Annotated in this window: 16 protein-coding genes; 6 read left to right on the top strand and 10 right to left on the bottom strand. The window is 35.0% G+C overall.

The window, feature by feature from the left end:
- Positions 1-4 precede the first annotated feature (4 nt).
- Together GXM16_RS16890 and GXM16_RS22690 are read right to left on the bottom strand one after the other, a co-directional pair.
- Positions 5-514, bottom strand: a complete 510-nt coding sequence (locus GXM16_RS16890) for a PRC-barrel domain-containing protein (protein WP_163395669.1) — start codon at positions 512-514, stop codon at positions 5-7.
- A 57-nt stretch (positions 515-571) separates the two neighbouring features.
- Positions 572-742: a hypothetical protein gene (locus tag GXM16_RS22690; protein ID WP_167519876.1), complete on the bottom strand. Its 171-nt coding sequence runs from the start codon at positions 740-742 to the stop codon at positions 572-574.
- 283 nt (positions 743-1,025) lie between these two features.
- On the opposite strand from GXM16_RS22690, the gene GXM16_RS16885 reads away from it, so the two are divergent.
- Positions 1,026-2,033, top strand: a complete 1,008-nt coding sequence (locus tag GXM16_RS16885) for a mannose-1-phosphate guanylyltransferase (RefSeq protein ID WP_163395668.1) — start codon at positions 1,026-1,028, stop codon at positions 2,031-2,033.
- Positions 2,034-2,210: 177 nt separating this feature from the next.
- Complete coding sequence (locus tag GXM16_RS16880) at positions 2,211-4,403, top strand: hypothetical protein (protein ID WP_163395667.1); 2,193 nt, start codon at positions 2,211-2,213, stop codon at positions 4,401-4,403.
- A 64-nt stretch (positions 4,404-4,467) separates the two neighbouring features.
- On the opposite strand, the gene GXM16_RS16875 is transcribed toward GXM16_RS16880, so the two are convergent.
- Positions 4,468-5,361, bottom strand: a complete 894-nt coding sequence (locus GXM16_RS16875) for a carbohydrate kinase family protein (RefSeq protein WP_163395666.1) — start codon at positions 5,359-5,361, stop codon at positions 4,468-4,470.
- Positions 5,362-5,600: 239 nt separating this feature from the next.
- Positions 5,601-6,053: an Hsp20/alpha crystallin family protein gene (locus GXM16_RS16870; protein ID WP_163395665.1), complete on the bottom strand. Its 453-nt coding sequence runs from the start codon at positions 6,051-6,053 to the stop codon at positions 5,601-5,603.
- Positions 6,054-6,421: 368 nt separating this feature from the next.
- Here GXM16_RS16870 and GXM16_RS16865 point away from each other — a divergent pair, with 368 nt between their 5' ends.
- The gene (locus GXM16_RS16865) at positions 6,422-7,477 is read left to right on the top strand and encodes a GntR family transcriptional regulator (RefSeq protein ID WP_163395664.1); all 1,056 of its coding nucleotides are present in this window, start codon (positions 6,422-6,424) and stop codon (positions 7,475-7,477) included.
- A 57-nt stretch (positions 7,478-7,534) separates the two neighbouring features.
- On the opposite strand, the gene GXM16_RS16860 is transcribed toward GXM16_RS16865, so the two are convergent.
- On the bottom strand, positions 7,535-8,575 hold the full coding sequence (locus GXM16_RS16860; protein WP_163395663.1) for an SDR family NAD(P)-dependent oxidoreductase: 1,041 nt from the start codon (positions 8,573-8,575) through the stop codon (positions 7,535-7,537).
- 730 nt (positions 8,576-9,305) lie between these two features.
- Here GXM16_RS16860 and GXM16_RS16855 point away from each other — a divergent pair.
- The 3 genes from GXM16_RS16855 to GXM16_RS16845 all read left to right on the top strand — a co-directional run bounded on the left by GXM16_RS16855 (position 9,306) and on the right by GXM16_RS16845 (position 17,910).
- Positions 9,306-14,015, top strand: coding sequence for a PAS domain S-box protein (locus GXM16_RS16855; RefSeq protein ID WP_163395662.1), 4,710 nt, complete (start codon positions 9,306-9,308; stop codon positions 14,013-14,015).
- A gap of 37 nt (positions 14,016-14,052) precedes the next feature.
- On the top strand, positions 14,053-14,493 hold the full coding sequence (locus GXM16_RS16850; protein WP_163395661.1) for a response regulator: 441 nt from the start codon (positions 14,053-14,055) through the stop codon (positions 14,491-14,493).
- A 141-nt stretch (positions 14,494-14,634) separates the two neighbouring features.
- The gene (locus GXM16_RS16845) at positions 14,635-17,910 is read left to right on the top strand and encodes a glycosyl hydrolase (RefSeq protein WP_163395660.1); all 3,276 of its coding nucleotides are present in this window, start codon (positions 14,635-14,637) and stop codon (positions 17,908-17,910) included.
- A gap of 38 nt (positions 17,911-17,948) precedes the next feature.
- On the opposite strand, the gene GXM16_RS16840 is transcribed toward GXM16_RS16845, so the two are convergent.
- From GXM16_RS16840 to GXM16_RS16820, 5 genes are all read right to left on the bottom strand, one after another.
- Complete coding sequence (locus GXM16_RS16840; protein WP_163395659.1) at positions 17,949-19,955, bottom strand: DUF2264 domain-containing protein; 2,007 nt, start codon at positions 19,953-19,955, stop codon at positions 17,949-17,951.
- A 34-nt stretch (positions 19,956-19,989) separates the two neighbouring features.
- Positions 19,990-22,419: a glycoside hydrolase family 2 TIM barrel-domain containing protein gene (locus tag GXM16_RS16835; RefSeq protein WP_208797392.1), complete on the bottom strand. Its 2,430-nt coding sequence runs from the start codon at positions 22,417-22,419 to the stop codon at positions 19,990-19,992.
- A gap of 95 nt (positions 22,420-22,514) precedes the next feature.
- A complete protein-coding gene (locus GXM16_RS16830) occupies positions 22,515-23,534 on the bottom strand; it encodes a glycoside hydrolase family 43 protein (RefSeq protein ID WP_229684370.1) in 1,020 nt (339 codons plus the stop codon).
- A 12-nt stretch (positions 23,535-23,546) separates the two neighbouring features.
- Positions 23,547-24,671, bottom strand: a complete 1,125-nt coding sequence (locus tag GXM16_RS16825) for a glycoside hydrolase family 43 protein (RefSeq protein ID WP_163395658.1) — start codon at positions 24,669-24,671, stop codon at positions 23,547-23,549.
- 1 nt (position 24,672) lies between these two features.
- Complete coding sequence (locus GXM16_RS16820) at positions 24,673-25,509, bottom strand: glycoside hydrolase family 16 protein (protein WP_163395657.1); 837 nt, start codon at positions 25,507-25,509, stop codon at positions 24,673-24,675.
- Between the last annotated feature and the right edge of the window lie 9 nt (positions 25,510-25,518).

Here is a 25,518-nt window from a genome sequence, read left to right as displayed (position 1 = left end):
AGAATTAGTAACTGTCAAACTCTCTGCGTCTGTAAAAAGTATCATCATCGCTATCAGACTCAAAACGTGAAGTATCATCAGGATAATAGGATCTTAGTACACTCCTTTCATAGTTTCTGTCAAAATTATGATGTTGGTTATACCTGCTTGTTCTTCTAAATGTATTGTAGTCTATACTATTGGCCATTACAATTTTCGTGTCCTTATTTATACTAACTGATCCAATTGGTATTATAATGTGACTGTCTCCATCCTTATAAACAAACTCCCTCCCATTGTCATTAGCTATGGCATCGTGTACCTCATTTTTACTATCTTCTATTAATGCTTTGTCAACATTTACATCCAGATAAACAACACGCTGCATATCTTTATTGACCCAAAGATTATCAATTTTACCTATAGTACGGTTGTTGGCATCTACTATTTTCCACCCTCGGATATCAGAATAGTCCGAAGCAATCTTATAATCAGAAAGTTCGTCCAGCCTGTATAAATTTCTATCTTTTTCCATATTCATTTAATATTAAAAAATTATTTCTTCCTCAAAGTTTTATTACAGGAAGAGTTTTCAGTTCACTGTGTCTGTACTTGTTGTATTTTCAATTTCTACATTATTGCTATTATCAATTTGCGATTCATCATCTCTTAAAAACACATAATAAACAAGTCCAAAAATTAACAGGATTGCTACAATCCATGGCCATACAGGCTTTTTTTTCTCTATTTTAATTTCTGCCATAACTATTTTTTTTTTAAAATAAACATTTACTTACTTACAATAAATGTACAAATGACATAGAAGTAAGAAGTATTAAATTTCCTTCAAAATTTACACAATTCCCAGTATAGCAAAAACAATATATCCCGTACCTTAATTATTATTTAAGTCAATTGCACAAGGTGCAAAACAAAATTATATAAGCATTTTTACTAATTGTGTAAATAGGCACTGTAATGAAATTCTAAATTTGGCTAACAGATAATGTTATATTATAATTCTTAAATACTTTTATTTAGAAACAATGGAAACACCGAATTCATTAGTACATGTAATCTTAACAGGCGGCGTGGGGAGCCGACTATGGCCTTTGTCACGCAAAAGCCGTCCAAAACAATATTTAGAAATATTTGATGGAAAATCTCTTTTTGAGATGACTGTTAACCGTAACAGCCATTTAGCAGATCAGGTCATGGTTGTGGGGAATGTTGACAATCATCATTTGAGCGAAAAGGTAATGAATAAAACCAATACTAAATATCTCAATATTGTAGAAGCTACACCCAGAAATACGGCCGCAGCGATTGCATTTGCAGCATTTGCAGCAAAACCTGATGATATTTTGATTATTACACCTTCAGATCATATCATAAACGGAATGATCGATTATAATATTGCAATCGAAAATGCTGTATCGAAAGCAAAAGACGGCTTTATTGTAACTTTTGGAATCATACCAACCAAACCGGAAACAGGTTATGGATATATAGAAGCTCAGGGTGATAAGGTAGTTTCCTTTCGCGAAAAGCCAAATGAAACTACTGCAAAAGAATTTATGGCAAGGGGGAATTTTTTATGGAACAGTGGAATGTTTTGCTTTAAAGCAGGTGTCCTTTTAGATGAACTTAAAAATTTTCAGCCTGAGGTTTATGAAAAATCCAAAGCTGCCTGGGAAGCAAACCATAACGGTTTCCTTAATTTTGATTTATCAATGGAAATTCCATCCATTAGTATTGATTATGCCGTTATGGAACACAGCAAAAAAATAAAGGTAGTACCAGCCTCTTTTTCATGGTCAGATTTGGGATCATTCGAAGCTGTTTATGAGTATTTGCTGTCTGGAGATCATCCTGTTGATGAATATGGCAATATGGTTATTGGCTGCGAAAAACACACTACATTCCTGGGACTAAAGAATACTATTTTCGTCTATACGGATACGGCAAATTTGATTTTACAAAAAGAGAACTCACAAGATGTAAAGGATATTTATAGTGCATTAGAAAGACAAAATTCAATGCTGTTAAACTAAGCAAAATAGTTTCTGGCAGTTTAAAACATTACTCTTTTACTAATTGGTAAACTGAATTCAGTTGTAAGACTCAGAAAACAATCTGGTAATTTTAATGCAATAAGTTAGAAAATAAAATCAAAAAAAAACTCAAGGATAGTTTTATAAAAAGAATCAACAATAAATTATTATTCTATTATGATAAATCCTGTTACACCCTGGACTGCAACTGTACAGGCTGATATTGTCAATGGTACAGTTTTGTTTGAAACAACATTATCCCGTTACAAATTACAAATTCATAATACCGGAGACTCTATCTGGCTCACAACAGAATGGCCTGATGCCGGACGAATAACTTTTAGGCTTGCCTTCGGTATGAACAGTGATTTTGAAAAAACTTCTGTAGAAAGAAACCCAGAAAACATCGTGATTAAGGCCTCAACACGATTAGCCAGCTACACCATCACAGTATCTTTTCCCAATAGCAATCCGGCTTTATTTAGATACACTACTACTTTTAAGTGTCTCTTTTCCTTCCTGATACCTTACTGGCCTCGCGATATCGTGCCGCTTACTTTTGACGGAAGAGTTGAAAATACTTCGGGAGTTATACATGCCAAACAAGTAGGGACAAGATCCGGCAATTTATTTTTCAGCATGACAAAACCTAAAAATGGCTCGGTTTTTTATTTTCAGAATCTCACAGCAATGTCTGCATACTGTGAGGCTTCAGAAACAACTGTCAGAGAATCTGTTGGGGGTGAATGGCCGGAAATAGGATTTCAGTTTCCAATAAATAAAACCAAACCAATACCAGCGGGAATTGAATATACAATTTCTGATGCCTATGTTATATTATATGAAGACATTATTGAACAAGATGAGGCCGTTACATCAAGATTTCTTGATAGTTTGTCCGAAGTATATAAAAATATACCAAGGCCAACTCCCACTTATCAGGACTGGCAGGCAATAGCAGAAAATGTGCTTGACGATCTTAATATGAATAAAGCCTGCTGGACAATGGTAAAAAGTACATCCTTTCTGACAGCTTATGCCGGTGATTATGAAACGCCCGCAGAAATTATGGTACAGCTTGCCGTTTTGCTTCCTCTTCATGAATATTTAGAATGGTCTGGTACCAAACATCCTCTCTTTGATACTCTGAACAAAGGTCTTGCTGATTTTTATGATGAAAGGATTAAAACTGTAGTCAGATGGCATCCCGATCGTGTAGACAATCTGGATAAATCAGAAGAGCAAAAACAGGAAATGGTGATGGATTCCTGGTACCTGCACCACCCTATGCTGAACCTTTCACGTTTGGCACACAGAGGAGATAAAGTTGCAGAAAAACTTTTTTTAGACTCTGTAGATTATGTGATAAAGGTAGCTCACCATTTTAATTACGAATGGCCTGTTTTCTACAAAATGACAACACTGGAGGTAATCAAAGCCGAGACATCACCGGGTAAGGGCGGTGAAAAAGATGTACCTGGATCATATGCTCATATCATGATTATGGCTTATAAATTTACAGGGGAAAAGCGATTTTTAACTGAAGCCATAAAGGCCCTTAAAAGCTTAGAAAATCTTGGTTTTGATATTTTTTATCAGGCTAATAATACGGCTTTTACTGCCGGTGCGCTTGCCGAATTATACAGAGAAACCAATGATCAGAAATATCTTGATCTTAGCTATAGTTGTCTGGCCGGAATCTTTAAAAATGTACAGCTTTGGGAATGCGGATATGGGTACGGAAAGAATTTTCCAACCTTCTTTTCTGTATTTCCGCTAAACGATGCACCTTATACTGCCGCCTATGAAGAATTTGAAGTATTTGCAGCGCTTCATCATTATATGGAAGTAACAGAAGGTCTTGATATATTGCCGTCACTCAAAATTCTTATACCCGAGTTTATAAAATATGCTGTTGGAAGAATTGCCTACTACTACCCTCCTCTGCTACCTGCCGAAATGATAAATGAGGATGTAAAAACAGGTGAAATCCAAAAGGAATTATGGGTTCCGCTTGAAGATATACATGACGGGTGGGAAAAATCAGGCGGTGTAGGTCAGGAAGTATATGGAGCCGGAATGCCGTTTGGTGTTATTCCGAGACAATATTTTATGCTGAAAGAACTCAATACGTTCGCTTTTATCAATTATCCGGCTTTGAAATTCCGATTTGGAAAGAAAACAGTGTCTTTTCAAGTAGGCGGTGATCCTCAGTTTAATGCACAATTATTTTTTCCAAGACTTTCAAAGGCTAAAGTGCTTGCTCTTAAAGTTGAGGTCAAAAATAATGGTTCTTATAAGCTGATAAACCCAAATAAGGATTTACAATTCGATTTTCCAGGTGGCTCTATGGTTCGTATAAACTGGTAAAATACCCTTTAATTATTTACATATTAAAACAAGCCTATTAGATTCAGTGACAAAATAATTTTGCTTACATCATTAAATTTTCGATTCTGGAATATGAAATTTCAGGGTTGGCACCAGGAGCTTCAGCCACTAATGCACCTACTGCGCAGGCAAAATCAACAGCATGCTGCGGATCTTTACCAGAAAGCAACGACGTAATTAAAGCAGCCAAAAATGAATCTCCCGCTCCTACTGTATCAGCAACCTGAACTGGATAGCCTGAATTTTCGTACAGCTGTCCTTCCCACATTAATAATGCACCATGCTTCCCTCTCGTAACGCACATTGCAGTTATTGTAGTTTTTTCCGTTATGAAATTCATATTTTCTTCCAGGGTCGTAAATGATGATCCCATAGCTGCTGTAATTTCGAACAATTCTTCATCATTAAACTTAACAAAATCAGCTGAATACATTAATTTTTCAAGGATTCCATATGAATAATGAGGTTTTCGCAAATTCACGTCAAAAACTTTATAGACTTTCGTGTGTAACAATTCTTCCAAAGATTCTCTGGATATTTTGTCTCTGCAAACCAGACTGCCATAAATTAAAACATCTGCATCAGCTACTAATTTTTTGGCCACATCATTGAGTATAATTTTGTCCCAGGCGGCTGGGTAGGTTATTTCGTAGTCAGCAGAACCACTTTTGTTTAAAGTTACATTTACCACTCCAGTAGCAAAATCTTCGGTTTCCATAATACAATTGGTATCAAGACCTAACCTTTTCACCTGATCTAAAATTGCCCTTCCGTCTTTATCTTTTCCTACGCAGCTAATCATGGCCACTTCACAACCGAATGTTTTCATACGTAAAGCCACATTTAATGGAGCACCACCAATCTTTTTCTCATTTCCAAAAATATCCCACAGGACCTCTCCGTATGCCACCGCTTTAAGTTTTTTTCCGTTATTCATTCTAAAATTATTTTAATTAATCTGTCAAAATACACTTTCTCTTGTTTTAAACTCCTAAAAAAAAGTGAACCATTTTGTCATGTATAATAAAAGTAATAAAGATTGCAATCTTTTACAACTTATCCTGTATCAATTGTAATTTAGGATCTGGAATATGCGGTTGAAATAATAATTTTTAAAATCATTATTAATGAAGAAAGCCGCTGTATAGCAGCGGCTTTCTGATTAAGATTAACAAATTATAAAATATCGATCAGCCTTGGAGCCTTTTGTCTGACCTGTTCCATTTTTGGAATTGATAATAATAAAATTCCGTTTTCATAGCGGGCACTTATCTTATCCTCATCGACTACGTTTTTAGGCAATGTGAAACTACGCTGAAAAGATTGGTAGCTAAACTCCCTGCGTGTATAATTTTCTTCGTGGGTGCCGGACTCATTTTCTTTAACTGAAGAAATAACCAGTTGACTGTTGTCCAGGGTAATTTTAAAGTCTTCTTTGTTCATGCCCGGCGCTGCAACTTCTACCTCGTAATTGTCTGCAGTTTCCTTAATGTTCACTGATGGGAGCGTAGTGCTTGTTGTTGAAAAATTGTTGTTTTCCCAATTGAAAAGATCGCGGCCAAAAACATCATCAAAAAACAAACTCGGGAAAGCCGGTAAACGGTTTCCATTTCTTTTAATAAGATTCATAACAGTAATTTTTTAATTGTTATACAATAAATTTTAGAACTTGCACAAACTGTGCATTTTCAAAAAAACAAAAAATATGCCAGCGGATTATTATGACAATTTTTCACAAGATAAGTGAAAAATTGTCAGTTTAAAAAATCAATAATTCTTTGAACGCCCTATTTTACTATAAAAACAATATTAAATCTTCGCAAACTCCATTCTCAAAATGGTTTTAATAATCATGTGTAAATTTTTTCAATGGATTTTTCATATTAGTTATGTCTGACTATATTTTTATGGATTTGAATGGTATAAAAAAATTATAATTGTATTTTTTACACTAATATTTAAAAAATGATTATATTCGGCAAATAGATTAGTAAAAAATGAAAGCAGAAAGAGAGAATGCCGCAATTGATTTGCAAATAAATTCAAGTATACCTAAATATATCCAGATTGCGAATAGCATCGCTGATGATATTCTGGAAGGAAAATTTGTAATTGGTGAACGCCTTCCCTCAATAAGAACTATAAGTAACAAAAACTCTGTTTCGCGTGATACAGCAGAAAAAGCATTTAAAGAATTACGGGATCGCAGCTTGATTTATTCGGTTACAGGACTTGGCAATTTTGTAGAATCAAAAGATCCTGATTCTAATATTAATGTTTTTTTTCTTATAAATAAGCCATGCACCTATAAAATGGAAATTTATAATTCATTTGTAAGTGCCCTGGGAGAAAATGGTCAGGTAGATATGTATCTGTACTATTGCGATGAACAGCTTTTTATTAATGCCATAAAGAAAAATATAAATAATTACAATTACTTTGTCATCATGCCTCACTTCAGGGATGTTAAACAAAGCCACATCAATTATACACCAATAACAATTAAAGCTATTAATTCTATCCCGAAAGATAAATTAGTAATATTGGATAATTCCCATTCAGAGATCTCGGGAAGTTTTCCGGTAGTTTATCAGGATTTTAAATTAGATGTCATTAACGCTCTTAATGAGGGTGTAGAAAAATTAAAAAAATATGAAAAAATAATTTTGGTGTATCCTACCAAAGCTGTTTTTCCTTATCCTATTGGGCTTCTGGAAGGATTTTTAGAATTTTGCTCCGAGCATCAGTTTGAATCCCGAATTATGGAAGAAATCCCTGTCGGTTTGGAATTTGTATCAAAAGATGCCTATATTATTATTGAAGACAATGATTTGGTGAATCTGGTACAGCAAATCAAAGAAAAAAAACTTAAAATAGGAGATGATATCGGAATTATATCTTACAATGATACTCCGCTAAAAGTTTTGTTAGATATTACCGTATTAAGTAGTGATTTTATAACAATGGGACAAAAAGCTGCAGAAGCCATTCTATCTAAAGGAAAAGACAAATTTAAAAATCCATTTCTATACATTGAACGTAATTCGTTGTAAAACTGAAATCTTAGATCAAATTTGAAGCATTAAAAAAATAATAAATACTCAATAGAGTCACTTAATTTTACCTTGCTTTTTTTCCTTCATTTTATGTTCCTTCATCCTTTCATTCGCACCATCATCAATGCCCCTGCCTTCTGGAATTGGTTCGTATAGTGAACCCTGAGTATCCGGAACTTCAGGTCCTGTTTCAATTTGGTATTTATGAGACATATTCCCCCCAAACCATTCCGAAAACCTTGGAAATACATTAGCACTGAAAGATGCTGCCTGGGCCTTTGCTCCTACCGGGACTATTTTTTTAGGTCTTAATGATTTTCTTAAAACTGCATTTACTACCTTATCAGGCTCATCCATCATTGCCATTTTCGGTTCAACACCAGTGTAGTTAGCGGCATGACGCCATATTGGAGTATCAACTGCCCAGGGTTCAATGGTCACCACTTTTATTTTATCATAACCATTAAGACGCAGTTCCTGAGACAGAGCGAGATCCAAACTTCTGATTCCGGATTTGGTGGCCGAATAACTGGTTTGATACGCTAACGGAATTTCACTCATAGCAGATGCGACATTAATCAAAATACCTTTCCGCTGTATGATAAACTGTTCTACAGCTGTTCTGCTTCCATAGAAAAATCCCTTTAAGTTGACATCTATTACGCGCATCTGATCTTCCATAGGAACCTCCCAAAAGCGTCCCATTACAGTAACACCTGCCATATTAATCCATACATCAATTTTAGAAAATTCTTTTAATGCTGCATTTCTCACTCTTTGTAGATCTTCCTGTTTGCTGATATCCGTCGTAACGACAACTGCATTACCTCCTGATTTTCGTATTATAGCAGCAACTTCTTCTAAAAGATCGGTTCTGCGTGCGGCAAGAACAACGTTTGCTTTATATTTTCCGAGCTGTTCTGCTACACCACGCCCCATTCCGCTTGACGCGCCAATAATAACATATGTTTTACCAGAAATTTTCTTTTGTCCTGAAGCTCCGATTTTCCATGTTGTACAGCCTGTTATTAATAATGAAAGGAAAAATATGAGAAAGAATGATTTTAAAATCCTGAAAATAAGTTTAGTTGACATGAGCCCAGATATAAAATTAATAAATGTTAATTGGTATAGTAAGTATTAAACTACACTCAATTTATTATTAAAGCTTATAGGATTTATCTCTTAATTTGTAAAATTTCAATTTAAGTAATTTAAAATCGTGTTAATTATATAACTTTTGATAATAAAGATATAAGCGTGAATTAGATTAAAATTGCAAACTTTAAGCTTTATCATCTTTAATTATTTTTCAGTTGACTCTGCAAAAATTCAATTTATTGTTCAATTTTTTTTAGAATCTCAAAAGTCATATTAGTAAAACATAAAGAGAAGATTATGTTTATTATGAGTTGTGAATAAATTAATCTTACTAAATAAAGAGTTGTCGTTTCCAGATTAAAAACTTTTAAATAATATCCTTAACTTAACAATAAGGAACATTCTGAAATACTTGAAAATTATATTTAACACATCTAAAAACCATAAAACTAAATAAGTCTTTGTTCCGGAATTTTAAAATTACGGTTGACCGTTTATTATTACAATTAAAAATGTTAGAGTATATCAAATTGTTAAGTAGTATTATTATAAATAATATTCTAAAATTGGATTATAAATATTAGACACTTATTTTGCATCGTTAAAAATGCGTATTTAACCGTCAAAAATGCAACAGATCATTTTTATTTTGGTGATAATAAATTCACTAAATAAAATGAATTAAAGCATATCGTTTCAAATCGGATTACCAAAAAAAGCAAAGATGGAAATACCAGTAAATGAAGGAGGATATTACAAAGTACCTTTTTTAAATTCGAAAATAAAAATCACAATTGTCACGGCAATTTTATATGTCATTATTGCCAAGGCATCCGGATTTGCATTTATTCCTGATACAAACATAGCTCCCTTCTTTCCTGCAGTTGGTTTTGGCATTGCTGCCATTATTATTTTTGGAAGAAATGCCATATTTGGAGTGCTATTAGGAAGTTTTACATACTCATTATGGTTATTTGAACCTTACTTTCGAAATGCTGAAAACTTTGAGCAGCTACTAAAACCTCTGTCTTTTTGCATATTCAGGCCTTTTATTATTGGATTAAATGCTATTATAGTATCCTATTTAACACAACTTTGGACTAAAAGCAAATATCCTTTTGAAAAGGCTGTTAATGTATTGTATTTCTCTTTCTCCTGTCTGATTGGAAGTTTTATCAGTGTTTCTTTTGGTGTTATATTACTTTCTTTTACTCCTTACATAAACATGAATAATTTCACAATGATCTGGAGTAATCTTCTTATATCTAATGTTTTGGGAGCTATACTTTTTACTCCATTTGTTCTTTCGTGGTTATACACAAAAAAACAAAATACAAACTGGAAATTCAGTAAAATAGCTGAAGCTGTAATTTTGGCCTTGCTTACAGTAGCTACGTCTGTCTTCGTTTTTACTACAGAAGGTAATAATGAATCTGTTATATTTTTTTTCCTCATTTGGGGAGCATATCGATTCAATTTAAAAATCATAACCTTCATCGCTTTATTAGTAACGATTATTTCTTTATATTACACTTCCCGATATTCATTACAAACCGTTAATAATCAATGGATTTACAGCTACTTCATGTTGCAGCTTTTTCTTTTTGTAAATTTGGTTTCTATCATATTCCTGCATGGTATTCTGGAAGAAAAACGCAATAAAGCAGATAAATTAAGTGAAAGTGAACATAAGCTAAACATCGAAAAAAACATTCTGGAAGCTACCATACAAAGTCCGAATGGCATCAGCATATTTACCTTAGATACTCATTTTAATTACATAAATTTCAATTCAACTCATCAAAACAACATGAGAGAACTGTATGGCTGTGAGATTGAAATGGGCGGTAATTTATTTGAATTTGTCAGTAATCCCGAGGAACAACAACATGCAAGGGAAATTTACCAATATGTTTTAAACGGAAATATTCATACTGAAGAAGATCAGGAAGCAAATCATTTAGGAAATTACTGGAATAGCTTTATCTCTCCAATAATGGACAAGAATAATATCATTATTGGAATAAGTACAATTTCTATAAATACAACCAGACAAAAATTAAACGAGATAGAATTAGAAAAAAACAATAGTATTCTAAACCAACGTATAAAAGAAATAACATGCTTGCAGAACATTTTTGAAATCACCAGCAACAATTCCCTTTCAATGCCTGATATGATTGCCGAGTGCGTAAAAATAATTCCGGATGCATGTCAATTATCTGAAACGACGAATTGTAGAATCATTGTACAAGGGCAGGAATACATTGCCAAAGACAAAGAAACAATTTGGTATATCCGTAAAAAAATAACATTGAATAAGGAAGAATATGGCATTTTAGAAATTGGAAGCTGCATGGAAAAAGAGCATGTAGACAGCTGTTTTCCGGAAGAAAATCATCTATTGGGTGCCGTAATTAATATTTTGTCCAAATCATTTGAAAATCATGTTGCAGAAGAAAATTTAAAAATAAGTGAAGAAAAATTCCGGTCCTTTTTCGAAAACATTATGGATGTCTATTTTATGTCTACTATGGAAGGCAATCTATATGAAGTCAGTCCGTCAATCTTTAATTATTTAGGTTATACGCGACAAGAAATGCTCTCTATAAATATGGGTGATTTATATGTAAACCAAAATGACCGTAAAAAACTCATGCAGGAACTAATTGAAAAAGGAGAGGTAAAAGATTATGAAATTGAATTGATGAAGAAAAATGGCCAGACCAGTTCCTTTGCCATGACTGCAAAATTAATCTCTAACGAAAAAGAAAATGTATCACATTTTGAAGGTTCTGTGCGTAGTTTAGATGAGTGGAAACAGAACCAGTTATTAATTAGGGAACAGCATCAGAAAATTGAAAAAAGCGAGCAGGACTTCCGGATCTTATTTGAAAATGTACAGGATGTTTTTTTTAAAACGGATCTAAAAACGGATACTATATTAGATGTGAGTCCATCTTGCAGCTATTTTAATATCACAAGAGAAGAACTTATCGGGCAATCGATCTACAATATTTATCCAGATATTGAACAATTAAAACAAATGTCAGAGATAATAGCTGTAAAACATGAAATCAGAGATTATAACAATGAAATCATTATAAAAAACCAACACTATTATGTGTCCATCAACGCTAAATTGATTTGGGACAGCGAAGGCAAACCCCAATATCTAGTAGGTGCTTTAAGAAACATTACAGAAAGAAGGGTTGCTGAAGAAAATTTGAAAATAAGTGAAGAAAACTATCGATTGATTTTTGACAGCATTCATGATGTCTTTTTTAAAACAGATTTGAAAACAAAAACCATATTAGATGTAAGCCCTTCTTGCAGGTATTTCAATGGGGTAACCAGAGAAGAATTGATTGGTCAAAGAATGTCCAGCATATATAATAACAAGACCCAAATGTTATTGATGTTTAATGAAGTAGCAACGCATCGAAAAATTATTGATTTTAACAATGAAATACTAATAAAAGGCAAAATATTTTATGTATCAATCAATGCCACAATCATTTATGATGAAAATGGTGAACCGGAATTTGCAGTTGGTGCCATAAGAGATATAACAGAGCGAAGACTCGCTGAAGAAAACCTTAAGTTAAGTGAAGAAAAATTCCGGTCTATTTATGAAAGTTTTGAAGATATCTATTTCAAAAAAGATTTAAACGGAATCATTATTGAAGTCAGCCCATCAGTAGAAAAATATTTCGATTTAGACAGGGAATCCCTAATCGGAAAAAACTTTAGGGATTTCTATTATGACCGTACGGATGTTGACAAGTTACATCAAACCCTTATTCTGGAAAAAGAAGTCAGTGATTTTGAAGAACGATTTGCAAACGCTAAGGGAGAAATACTATTTTTTTCAGTAAATGCGAAGTTACGTTATAACGATAATGGTGAACCTTCCTACGTTGAAGGAACTATGCGTAACATCAATGAAAGGAAAAAAACCGAGCTGGAAATAGCATTAGCCAATGAAAAAATCAAGGAAAGTGAAAAAAAATACAGGACTATTTTTGAAAGTGTCAGGGATGTATTCTTTAAAGCATCATTAAAAGATCAAAAAATAATTGATATTAGCCCGTCATGTTCTTATTTCAATATTAAACAGGAAGAAGTTATAGGTAAAGACTTTGCTGATTTTTATTATAACCCTGAAGACAGGGAATACATACTGAAAGAATTAAAAAATGCAGGAGAAATTAAGAATTATCATGTACAAATAGTCGTTAGTTCTAAATTATATACTGTTTCAGTCAACGCCAGGATTATTTATGACGAAAACAATGAACCGGAATATATTGTTGGCTCTATCCGTGATATATCAGATAGGATTGAAGCAAAAGAAATCCTAAAAGTCAGCGAGGAAAAATTTCGTTCTATCTACGAAAATATACAGGATGTATACATGAAAACGACTATTGACGGTATCCTGCTGGATGTGAGTCCCTCATTTGAAAAGATTTTCCAGCTTCCTCGTTCAGAAATAATGGGTACTCCGGTTTTTGATTATTATTTCAACAAAAAAAACAAAGAGCTATTATTAACCAAATTACATACAGAAGGACATATTTCAGATTTTGATGTACAGCTATATGATCCGTCAGGTAATCCTTTATATTTCTCCATAAATGCCCATATTCTTTATGACAAAGAAGGAAACCCAATAAACATAGAAGGGACTATGAGAAACATCAACGAGCGAAGACAGATGCAGGATGAAATGATCTCCAAAAACAGGAAACTCGAATTTCAAAATACAGAGTTAGAGCAATTTGCTTATATCGCATCCCATGACTTACAAGAGCCTTTAATAACTGTAAGTCATTGTTCGGAATTACTGGAAGAGGAATTAGCAGGAAAACTGGATGAAGACCAGCAGCATTATTTGACCTTTATTCGCAGTTCAACTTCCCGTATGCAGTTATTAGTGAAAGGACTTTTAGATTATTCCAGAATTGGAAAAGAAAGAAAAAAAAGTATAATAGATTGCAATATTATTGTATCAGAAGTAATTTTGGATATGAAAAGCAGCATAGATGAATGCAATGCCATAATAGAATATGAGAACCTGCCAACAATTGAGGCTAATGCTACCGAAATGAGGCAATTATTTCAAAATATGATCAGTAATGCCATTAAATTCAGAAAAAAAGAAAGTAATCCAGTAGTGAAAATAACTGCTGTAATGGAAGAAAAAAAATGGGTGTTTTCAGTTGAGGATAATGGAATCGGAATCAAAAAAGAAGACCTTGAAAAGGTTTTTGTAATTTTTAAACGATTGCATAATCGTAATGAATATCAGGGAACAGGTATTGGGCTGTCTCATTGCAAAAAAATCATTGAGCATCATAATGGAAGGATTTGGGTCGAATCAAAATACAATGTAGGAAGCACTTTTAAATGGACACTGCCTTTTAACTAAAATATAACGGATTTTAGAACAATTAGTTTTTTACAAGATGGAGAAGAAATTAAACTGCGTATTATTGATAGATGATGACTTTGCTACAAATTTTATTAATAAAAAAATCATCCAGAAAGCAAATATAACAACACATATCCAAATAGCATTAAACGGAAAAGAAGCGATTGACTACTTATGCAATAAAGGAAAATTTAAATCTGAGGAAAATTTAAACCCACAACCGGAGTTGATTTTTTTGGATATTAATATGCCGGTTATGGATGGCTGGGAATTTATTAATGCCTACAAAAATCTGATACCGGATGAACAGAAGAAAAAAATTAATATCATAATGCTTACCAGTTCTTTCAATCCGGCAGACAAGGCTAAAGCGGATACCATAAAAGAAATAGCAGATTACAGGCAAAAAACGCTAAATACGGTCATACTGCAGGAAATTATGACGAAGCATTTCTCTAAAAATCCGGAAGAATAAAACTGATAGAAGTTATAAAAAAACTCTGATTTTACTAAATAGATACAGGGAATTAAAAACTTTAAGCCAGAAATAGCAGGATAGTTAACTCATATTAAATTTATAATATAGCATGATTGGACTTAATTTATAATTACATATATGTTTTATAAAACCCGCTTATTCTGCTTCAGCTTTTTTATAATATCCATTTTCACCATTTTTGGACAAAAAAAATCCTCATTAAGTCACGCACTGTATGGTTTTCAGAACCCTCAGGACAGTACACGTACAAAAGTCTGGTGGTTTCATGGTGAAACTGAAACCACCAGAGAAGGAATTACCGCAGATTTAAATACATTCAAAAAAGCGGGTGTTGGCGGTGTTGTCTATTATGACCAGAGTCACGGCAAAGCGTTAAATGCCTCGAAAGCATTTTCTAAATCATGGTGGGAAATGCTGAAATTTGCCGCAGCAGAAACAAAACGGCTGGGTTTAACATTCGAATTGCATTTGTCTAATGGGTATGTTGCAGGGGGACCATGGATTACTAATGAAACCAGCATGAAACGCCTGACAGCTGTAGAAAATTTTGTAAAGGGAGGCACACGATTTTACGGAAAACTGCCTGAACCTCAAAACAAATATAATTTTTATAAAGATGTCGCTGTTCTGGCTTTTCCAGCACAAAAAGGAGCCGGAAAAACTTCTTACACTGAAGATGTAAAGATTACATCAGGTAATGACAATATAGATATTAAAAAACTTTTTGATCCTGCTTCTGTTGCGCCGGTTAAAATTCCGAGAAATGATTCAGGGGTTTATATTAATCTGCAATTTTCTAAAGATTTTGAAGCCCGAAGCATAACCTACAAAATGCAGCCGAGAGGAAAAGCTACATCCAGTGCTACAAATGTCCCTGCGCCACCATCTCAAACGTTTACCGGCACAGGTTATCGAATTCTTCCTGATTTCGGACAATTGGAAGTTTCCCAGGATGGTATACACTACCAAAAGGTTTGCGACCTGAAGCCTATTTACAAGGCACATGAGAGCTGGAGACAAAAAACAATTTCATTTGATGCTGTAAAAGCACGCTTTTACAGACTTTATTTGCACGATTGGTGGGAAGAATCAGAAAAAAACCAGGAACTTCTTCTGAATTCAATTGTTCTGAATTCTGCTGCGAAATTAGATCACTACGAAGAAAAAGCGGGTCTTTTTTCAGAATACATAGAAGCCGACAAGACTCCTCAATATAAGGGTGAAGAAACAATTCGTTCAGCAAAAATCCTGAATATAACGGATAAAATGGATAAAGATGGGGTTCTCAATTGGGACATCCCAAAAGGAAACTGGGTAATAATGCGTTTTGCCTACGAACCTACCGGTGCGTCTACCAAACACGGCCGCGAAAACCTCATTGGCAGGGAGTGTGACAAACTTTCGGCAGAAGCAGCTACAATACACTGGAACCATTATGTAGCCGTAATAGCTGATTCCCTTCAGAGGTCTAATATTGGTCATTTATCAGGCATTGCTATGGACAGTCATGAAGCAGGAACCCAAAACTGGACAGAAAATTTCATAACTGAATTCAAAAACAGAAGAGGATATGACCCCACAGTTAATCTTCCTTCGATGATGGGATATGTTGTGGATGGGATTAAGGAATCAGATGGTTTTTTATTTGATGTAAGACGTACTATTGCGGATATGATTTCTGATAATTATTATGGAACATTTAATAATTTAGCCAAAAAGCGGAATTTGATTTTTACCGCACAAGCCATCGGAAATGCTCTCTGTATTGTTGGAGACCCTATTCAGGCCAAAAGCAAGGTTGAAAAACCACAGGGTGAATTTTGGGTCATACATCCGGATGGAAACTATGATATTAAAGAAAGTTCTTCTGCGGCACATCTATACGGCAAACAAATTGCTTCAGCCGAAGCTTATACCGATGCAAAATATTCCACTTCCCTGGCAAATTTAAAATCACTGGCAGATTATGCTTATGCTTTTGGAATAAATGAGTTTGTAATTTGTGCTTCGGCATATCAGCCATGGCTGGACAAAATGCCGGGAAGTACCGGAGGAGGCCGTCAATATGCAATAAACCGAAATAACACCTGGTGGGACTACAGCCGTTCTTTTTGGGATTTTCAGGCAAGAAGTGCTTACCTCATGCGATTAGGAAAGCCTGTTGCTGATATTTGTGTTTATTTGGGAGAAAATGCTCCTGTAAAAATTCTTACTTATCGACTTCCTGATATTCCGGGAGGTTTTGATTTTGATGCTTTTTCTACTGATGCCCTGCTTACCAGAATGGATGGCGTGAAAGGAAAAATTGTACTTCCTGATGGAGTTTCATATAAAATAATGGTATTGCCTGAAAATGGAGATATAACTCTTGATGCTTTGCGCAAAATAGCATCAATTGTTGAAAACGGAGGTGTTGTTTATGGTTCAAAACCAGTAAGATCAGGATCAGCAAAAGATATCGGTAAAGAAATGGAATACCAAAAAATTACTGATAAGTTATGGGGGAAAAACCCGGATACGAAAGGATTTAACTACGTTGGCAAAGGTAAGGTGTATTGGGGAGGCACTCTGGAACATACACTTCAATCAGCTCAGATAAAACCTGATATCGCTTTAGAAAAATCCGATTGCAAAACTGCCAAATTATATTTTGCCCACAGACAGCTGGAAGATGCTGAAATTTACTTTATTGCTAATCATAAGAACGGTGTCGAAAACAACCTTTTTACATTTGGTGCAAAAGGCAAATATGCGCAGCTTTGGAACCCCGTTTCAGGAAAACGTTATGCGCTTCCAATTGTAAAAAACAATAATAATGAACCAGCCCTGCAATTATCTTTTGCACCCCATGAGTCTTATTTCATTATATTAAGCGATACGCCGGAAAAACTGCCTCAATTAGATACAAAATTAACTGGTGAAACAACAATCATCGAAGGCTCTTGGGAAGTTTACTTTGATGAAAAAACGGGCGGTACCGGTAAAACTGTTTTTCAGAAACTTCAGGACTGGACACAATTTGATAATCCGAAAATCAAATATTATTCGGGAACTGCCATTTATAAAAAAAATGTACGGATAAATCCAAAAGCAAAAAAAATCACTATTGATCTTGGTAATCCAAATTTTGCTGCAAGGGTAAAAGTAAATGGTTCAGATGCCGGCCTTGTATGGTGTTCACCCTGGCAGCTAGATATTACGCCATTTCTTAAAAATGGTGAAAACAATTTAGAGATTTATGTTGCAAATTCTTTGGTGAACAGAATGATTTACGATTCACAGCTTCCGGAAAAAGAAAGGGTTACCTATTCTTATCCTGAAATTGTATCTCCTGCTGATCAACTGGAACCTTCGGGGTTAACAAATGTGAAATTGCTTATTGAAAAGCCTTAATAATGAATTAATAAATTCAATACATAAAGTGATTACACTTAATTAAACTCGATTATCTTTTTGGTTCCATTATTAAATTGAATTGTAACACTATTGCCAGTCTGGTCAATCGTTTTTATGGGAACTAATTCTTTGTCTTTCCAATTTTCGCCTGATTTCTTCCAAAGCATCAGGGTCGCATAAACCGCTGATTTATTTGAGTTGGAATCACTTGAAACATTTATAACCGAGCTTTCATTACTTTCAGGATGTACTCCTTTTGCATTAACAACTTCGGTTTTATCCCATCCTAAAAGCGGAATCATAGCCAATTGGTATTTTCCGTTATCGATTATAGTTACTTCATGTCCTGCCACATTTTTTTTAGTTGTAACTATTTCTTTGTCCAATTTTGGTAAAGCATAATGTCCCATACGCATCGAAACAGGTTTGTCGCTGTTATTTTTATCAACTCTTAAAATTCCGTTAGGCAAAGGAATATCTGTTAAACTGAACTTTATATTTTCATCAGTTTCCAAAATTACATTTCGGTAATAAATACCGTTTTCAAACTTCTTGAAAGTAAATAACCTAAAAGCTTCCCATTGATTATTTTTGTTTTTGATTACATAATTCATTGCTACTTCGCCCTTTTCTCCATCGGCTTGCCAAGGAAAAGCGCTGTTATAAGACAATCTGTTATAGTTTTCTGTAGATCTGAATTTTTGCCAGTCATCTTTTACCTTTTCATGACACCAAGCTCTTACTTCTGAAGCTCCGATATTCGGATAATCTGTTATCAAAATTTGTGAATCTCCCTGAAATTTATTGTAAACTTCATCTTTTTTGAATGTCGTATCCCAATCGCCATTGTTTTCTTTGGCTGTCCAAAATGAATTATTGTCCGGAACTAATAAACCCAAAAAGATTTTACCCATCCAGTACACGCTTCCGCGACAGCTGTAATTTTGAACAGCCGGCTCGAATTCGCCATAAAAACCAAGCGTAGGCACATTGTCTTTCATAAAATCCGGATGTGTGAAAAATTGTTTTATTACTCCGGATGAAATTCTGCGCATCCATCCGTAATTGGTATTGGAATCATTTTGAAATCCCGTCAGCGGAAAAGGAACTACAGCTCCGGTTCTGTAACTGATGCTTCTTCCCCACATAATCATTTCGCCATCTTTGCTAAACAAATAAGGATAATTCGCTTTTAAATCACTAAAATTTGATCCAAACTTAGAAGCAATTTCCGGATAGTATTTCTTTCCGAAAAATTCTGACCAGATATTTCCATACATCTGAAAAGCCCACATACTGTAATAGTCATAAGCAGGACTGTCATTATACCATCCATTGCCACGATAATGTTTTAAGGATTTTTCTAAATATTCGACCAATAATTTTTCATTAACATCATATCCCTGCTCTTTAAAAAAACTCAGTATAAAAATGTTGAAAAACTTCCAGTTCGAATCCACTGTTGGTCCATCACCATAACTAAGCATCGTTTTAGCCAGTTCGTCTTTTTGAGTTTGTGGCAACGGTTTCCATAAAACATCAGAATTGGTAATCAGCGAAAGTGCCAAGGCACCAAATTCAACTAAATTTTGACTTGGACCACCATTTTTAGCACGCGGCTTAATGTAAGATTTACTGGCCGGATCGATTAATTTTGTTATTTGATATCGATAATAATCGGCAACTTTTATGTTATTGATAACTAAAGACGGATTCTCTTTCAGCAAAGGCGAAGCTATAAACAGCGTCCTGCATAGCCCTTCCAATTTTTCTGTAGGAACCTGGCTTTCGTTTCCCGGATAACTTTTTCCTTCCTGTTTAGGGAACTTCATCGGATCATCCAGAGTGTGAATATAACTAAATGCTCCTTCCAGTAAATAGAGTGCAGCATCACGCCAATGTTGTTTGGTCATTCCCGTGTATGGACTGATTTTGTAATCGGGATTTTTTATCTCAAAAACATTTGCAGCATTTTCTTTATGCTGTGCAAACAAAGCTGTACTATAAAAAGTTGCTAAAAACAACATTCTTAATTTATTCATTTCCAATATTTTTGTAATTCTTAGTTCTTAACTTTTACTTTTCTTTAGCCGATTGTATCTTAACTACTGCTTTCTGTAATCCCGGAGAAGTCACTTCGAGATTGATAGCACCGGATTCATTTTTGCTTTTGATAATGACCAAAGCACGACCATTCCATGCTTTTCGGGTGTTGCTGACATACAAATCAGTATCTTTTAAATTGGCATTATCAACTCCGACAATGGTTCCTGCACCAGTCACATTAAAAGTAAGCTGATTGTCTGCGTTTGGATTTAAAACACCTTTTTCATCTGTGATTTCAATGCTTACATACACTAAATCCTGACCATCTGCTTTTATGACTTTTCGATCTGCCGATACTTTAATTTTTGAAGCCTGACCAGCTGTTTTTAATACAACCGATTCTTTTTGTTTGCCATTTTCCAGACCGACTGCTTTTAATTCACCAGCCAGATACGGAATTACAAAGGTTGCTTTAAACTCCTGTGCTTGGATTGTTTCTTTTTCGCCAATATTTTTTCCGTTTAAATACAATCTTACTTTTGGATATTTCGAATATACTTCAACTTCAATATTTTTTCCTTCGTGATTAGGCCAGGTCCAACTTTCCCAGGTTGGCCAGACTGCCCATGAAGTTAGTTTTATGGGACCGCTTTCAGGATTTGGTTCTTTAACAGCCATGTATATTTTTTCAGTATCATTGTAGAGCATGCTTCTATAGTGCGAAATGGGTTTTCTCCAGCCCATTAAATCCACATCTCCACAATAAGCGCCGTGCCAAGGGTGTAAATTCCCAGTCCAGTGTTCTCCTTCGGGCTCACCCGGATAAACGTAGCGCCCGATACCCGACTCGCCAATATAATCCATTGCTGTCCAGACAAAATCTCCTAATATATAATTGTGCTTTTGAACCAGATCCCAATTGGCAAAAGCATCTTTTGGATACGATTCGGTTTGTACAATGATTCGGGATGGTACTCTTTCATGATCGGATTCGGCATGATGCAGCTGATAATTATACCCTGCCACATCATGAGCAGCCATTAGAGGATCAAAAATATCCCAACCCTGATTCCAGGTAGTCATCGCAGAAGTAACCGGACGGGCTGGGTCAATATCTTTAATCGCTTTTGACAACAACTTTGCAGTTTCAACCGCCTCAGGTTTGGTTCTTTCAATAATTTCATTTCCGATACTCCACATAATTATCGAAGGATGATTTCGGTCTCTCAATACCATGGATTCTAGATCATGTTTCCACCATTTATCAAAAATGCTGGCATAATCATAGGTATTTTTTTTCTCTCTCCAACCATCAAAAGCTTCATCAATTACGAGCATTCCTAATCGGTCACAGGCGTCGAGAAAGGCTTCCGAAGGCGGATTATGGGAAGTTCTTAAGGCATTGAATCCGGCCTTTTTCATTAATTCTACTTTTCTTTCTTCGGCACGGTCATAAGCTGCTGCTCCCAACGCTCCATTGTCATGATGCACGCAGCCTCCGTTTAGCTTTATTTTTTTTCCGTTTAATGCAAATCCGTTTTCAGCACTAAAATCAATGGTTCTGATTCCGAAATCTGTTGTTGCTGCGTCTACGGCTTTTGAAGCCGCTATGACCACTGATTTTACACTATAAAGATTCGGCGTTTCAAGTGACCATAATTTTGGGTTTTCTACAGTAAAGATCTGCGTAATTTCTTTTTCTTCACCTGACTCTAAAGTAATTTTGCTTTCAGAAGGAGAAGCTGTTTTGTCTTTACCATGCAGGATTGAAGTTGAGACTACAAAATTTTGTAAAACTGCTGTATCGTTTTTCAAAGTCGTTTTTACCTGAATTTTTGCTTTATTGTTTTTGACTTCTAAAGTAGTCGCTGCAACACCCCAGGTTTTTACATGAACAAGAGATTTCACATTCAGCCATACATTGCGATATATTCCGGAACCGCTGTACCATCTGCAGTTTTTTTGTTGGGAATTATCAACCCTGACGGCAATTGTATTTTTTTCTCCAAACTTTAAATAAGGCGAAAGATCGTATTCGAAAGAAGTATAACCATAAGGCTGTGTTCCTATTGATTTTCCATTGATAAAAACTTCAGCATTCATATAAACACCTTCAAAATAAATAGAAACTTTATTACCAAACCATTCAGCAGGAACTGAAAATATTTTTCTGTACCATGCTTTTCCCATTGGATAAAAACCTCCGTCTCCCTCACTTGGATTATTTTTTTCTGATTTTCCTTCAATACTCCAGTCGTGTGGTAAATCTAACTTTCTCCAATTGTGATCATCAAGATTTATTGTACTGTTTTCCGGGTTATCTCCCAAAACAAATTTCCAATCCGAATTAAAACGCTGTTTTCGCTCCACAGCTTTATTTTGCGCTAAGCTTTTAGAAATTCCAATAAAAAATAGACTAATTAAGAGTAACGTTTTGATATTTTCTTTCATTGTAATCATTTATTCAGATATTTAAAAAACAAGTGTAAAAACAACACTTTCAAATATATAAATATTAATTATAAAGTTCTATTCTAAAATAGAACTTTCGTAATTTAATAAGGTTTTAATACCACTAATTTATCTCCGGACAAATCAACCTCAAATAATTTCGGAATTCTAATCGTTTTATCATGAATTTTTCTATGGCTATGGACCGACATCAACCATTTGCCTTCAAATGTTTGAAACAACATACCGTGACCAAAATTTGGTGGCGTAATTGGTTCTTTTTCCTGAATCCACGGACCATCCAGAGTACCGCTTTCAGAATAGGCTACTCCCTGCGTATAAACATCATAAATCCAGCTCGTCCAAATCATTCCTAAACGTCCTGATACTGTGTTAAACAAATAAGGACCATCGGTAACTTTATTAGGCTTATCATTACCATTAGCATCTTTTTCTCTGCTCCAGGGTGAGTCACTGGCTTTAAAAAGCAATTTTCCTTCTCCAACCGAGCCACTTAAGTCTGGTTTTAGTTCTATTTTTTCCATGGTTCCGTTTCCATTTTGAAGCCATTCGTAACAATAAACCATATAAGGTTTTCCATTTTTGTCAATCCAGAACGTCCCATCAAGTGTTGGCTTATCCGCAGGTAAATAGATATCATCTTTCATAGGCACATAAGGCCCCTCAGCTTTATTGCTGACCAAAATATGACTAGCGCGGCGTTCAATTTTATTTTCGCCAACCGTGTCTATTATTTTATCCCTATTTGTAAAAGTGGCAAAATAGTAATATTTGTTTTTGAACTGATGCAATTCGGCTGCCCAAATCATGGGGTTTGGTCCCATCCAGGAATTGGGGTCTGTTTTGGCAGCATCATACGGGCCATTCCATAATTTTAAATCCTTGCTCTTCCAAAGTAGTCCGCCAGTACCGGTCATGTAATACATACCGGTTTTCTTATCTGCTAAAATAGCCGGATCACTTAACCTAATCGAGTCCAAAGGAACAGCCTCTCTTACGGGTCTCTTTTTTTGAGCATGAACTATTGAAAAATAAAAAAAACATATACACATAGAAAAAACAAGACCTGATTTCTGTTTAAAATAATTTTGCTGCGCTTTCATTTTTTAATCTTATTAGTTTTCTCTAAAATAAGCTAAATTCCATTTATCCAGCCAATTCAAAATTGGTTTTTCTTTATTAATTTTAATTGGCAGCCAAATGTAAGTGCCGTCAATAGGATTATCCGGCTTCCAGCGGTCGGCCATGAAAATGAACTGGTCTTTTTTGCCCAGAACCGGAAAAATATAAGTGCTTTGTGAATGAAAAGTCAGTTCAGCATCTTTTCCAATGCAGGGATTTCCCAAAGATTCCCATGGTCCCCAAATGGATTTCGATTTAAAGGAACGTGCTTCGTTAGGATCCCAGCCCGTACAGCCGGAAGTGATCATATAATAGATTCCGTCTTTTTTAAAAACTGCAGGTGCTTCATTATGTCCTGCAGGTGACATTCTTGTCCATTTATCAGTAAAATCCAGATAATCATCTGTCAATTCTGAAATATGAAGTGTCAAATTTTCCTCTGATGAATGGATCAAATAGGCCTTTTCATCATCATCTACGTAAATTGTCATATCTCTCGACATCTGTCCTTTTTCAAAATCCCTGCGAACGAGCATTCCGTTTTCTATTGCTGTCAGCCACTCGGGAGTCCATGATTTCAGGTTTTTCTGGTCGGCTGAAGCTGATTTCCATTCCTCTTTAAAACCAATTGGCCAGACTCCTTTATTCGGGCGGTATGATTTTTTATACGTAAAAGGTCCTTTTGGCGAATCACTCATGGCAACTCCTGCTCTGGCGGCATCATAACCTTTTCCTTTCAATTCCAAATGAAACCACATGACGTATTTGCCTGTTTTTTTATTGAAAACCACTTTTGGACGCTCCATAATGCACCCTTTTGTTATTTCAGATTTAAGATTCTCTTCTACTTTTAGCACAATTCCTTCGTTATGCCAGTTATACAAATCTTTTGACGAATAACAGCTGACTCCTTTTAGAGCTGTATTTCCGCCCTTGCCTTCGGTTTTAAATTCTCCGTACCAATAATAGATTCCATCAACGAAAATAACACCACCGCCATGAGCATTAATGTGTACGCCATCGGTATCTTTCCACAATTTTCCCGGTTCAAAAGAATTATTTTGTCCGAAAATTAACGAGCACAGGAAACTTATAATTATTGAATATTTTAATTTCATTTTATTTCTTTTTTTGATAAACCCTGATATAGTCTATTATGTATTGTGCCGGTAAATCATCAGTTGTAAATTCACCGCCATTCATTCCTCCTACTGCCAGATTCACCAATAGATAATGAAGCTGCTGGAAAGGTTTTATCTTTTGATTTTTATATTTCATTGATTCATCGACACTAATTTCATTTAGTAACTGATCATCAACATATAATCTGATCCATTGAGCATCCCAATCCATTCTCCAGATGTGAAATTTGTCTGCCCACTCTTTATTAAAATCACTTATGTTTTTTGTTTCACTGTCCCAGACTGTTTCCTTTTTATCTGATTTCCAGCAGGCATTCGCTAATATTTTTCCTGTATAATATTCCATAATATCAATTTCACCATTTGCAGGCCAGTTCCCTTTTGTACCCAAAGTCCAAAAGGCCGGCCACATTCCTTTTCCTGTTGGAATTTTAGCCCGCATTTCGAATCGGCCATATTGCAAGGAGTGTTTCCCACGTGTAATCAAACAGGAAGACGTAACTTTTATAGAATCTCTGCTTTTAGTCCAGTCACGATGTGTTTTAGATACAAAATCCGGATTGAGCCGCTTTTCTTTTCTGGCTTCAATAATTAAAAATCCGTCTTTGCAAACAGCATTTTCTTTTTGGTACCACTGTGCTTCCTGATTTCTCACAAAGCCGGTTTCGTAGTTCCAGTTTTTTTCGTCGGGAATACCGTCTTTAGTAAATTCATCACTCCAGACTAATTCATATTCTTCTTTATATGGTTTCTCTTTAAATGAAACGAAACTATACATCATTGCTGCACTTCCCAAAACCAAAAAACGATTCATTTTAAATTT

The sequence above is a fragment of the Flavobacterium limi genome (assembly GCF_010645075.1).
Lineage (GTDB): Bacteria > Bacteroidota > Bacteroidia > Flavobacteriales > Flavobacteriaceae > Flavobacterium > Flavobacterium limi.
Note: the sequence above shows the minus strand (reverse complement) of the source record. Positions and strands in the feature narration are given on the sequence as shown.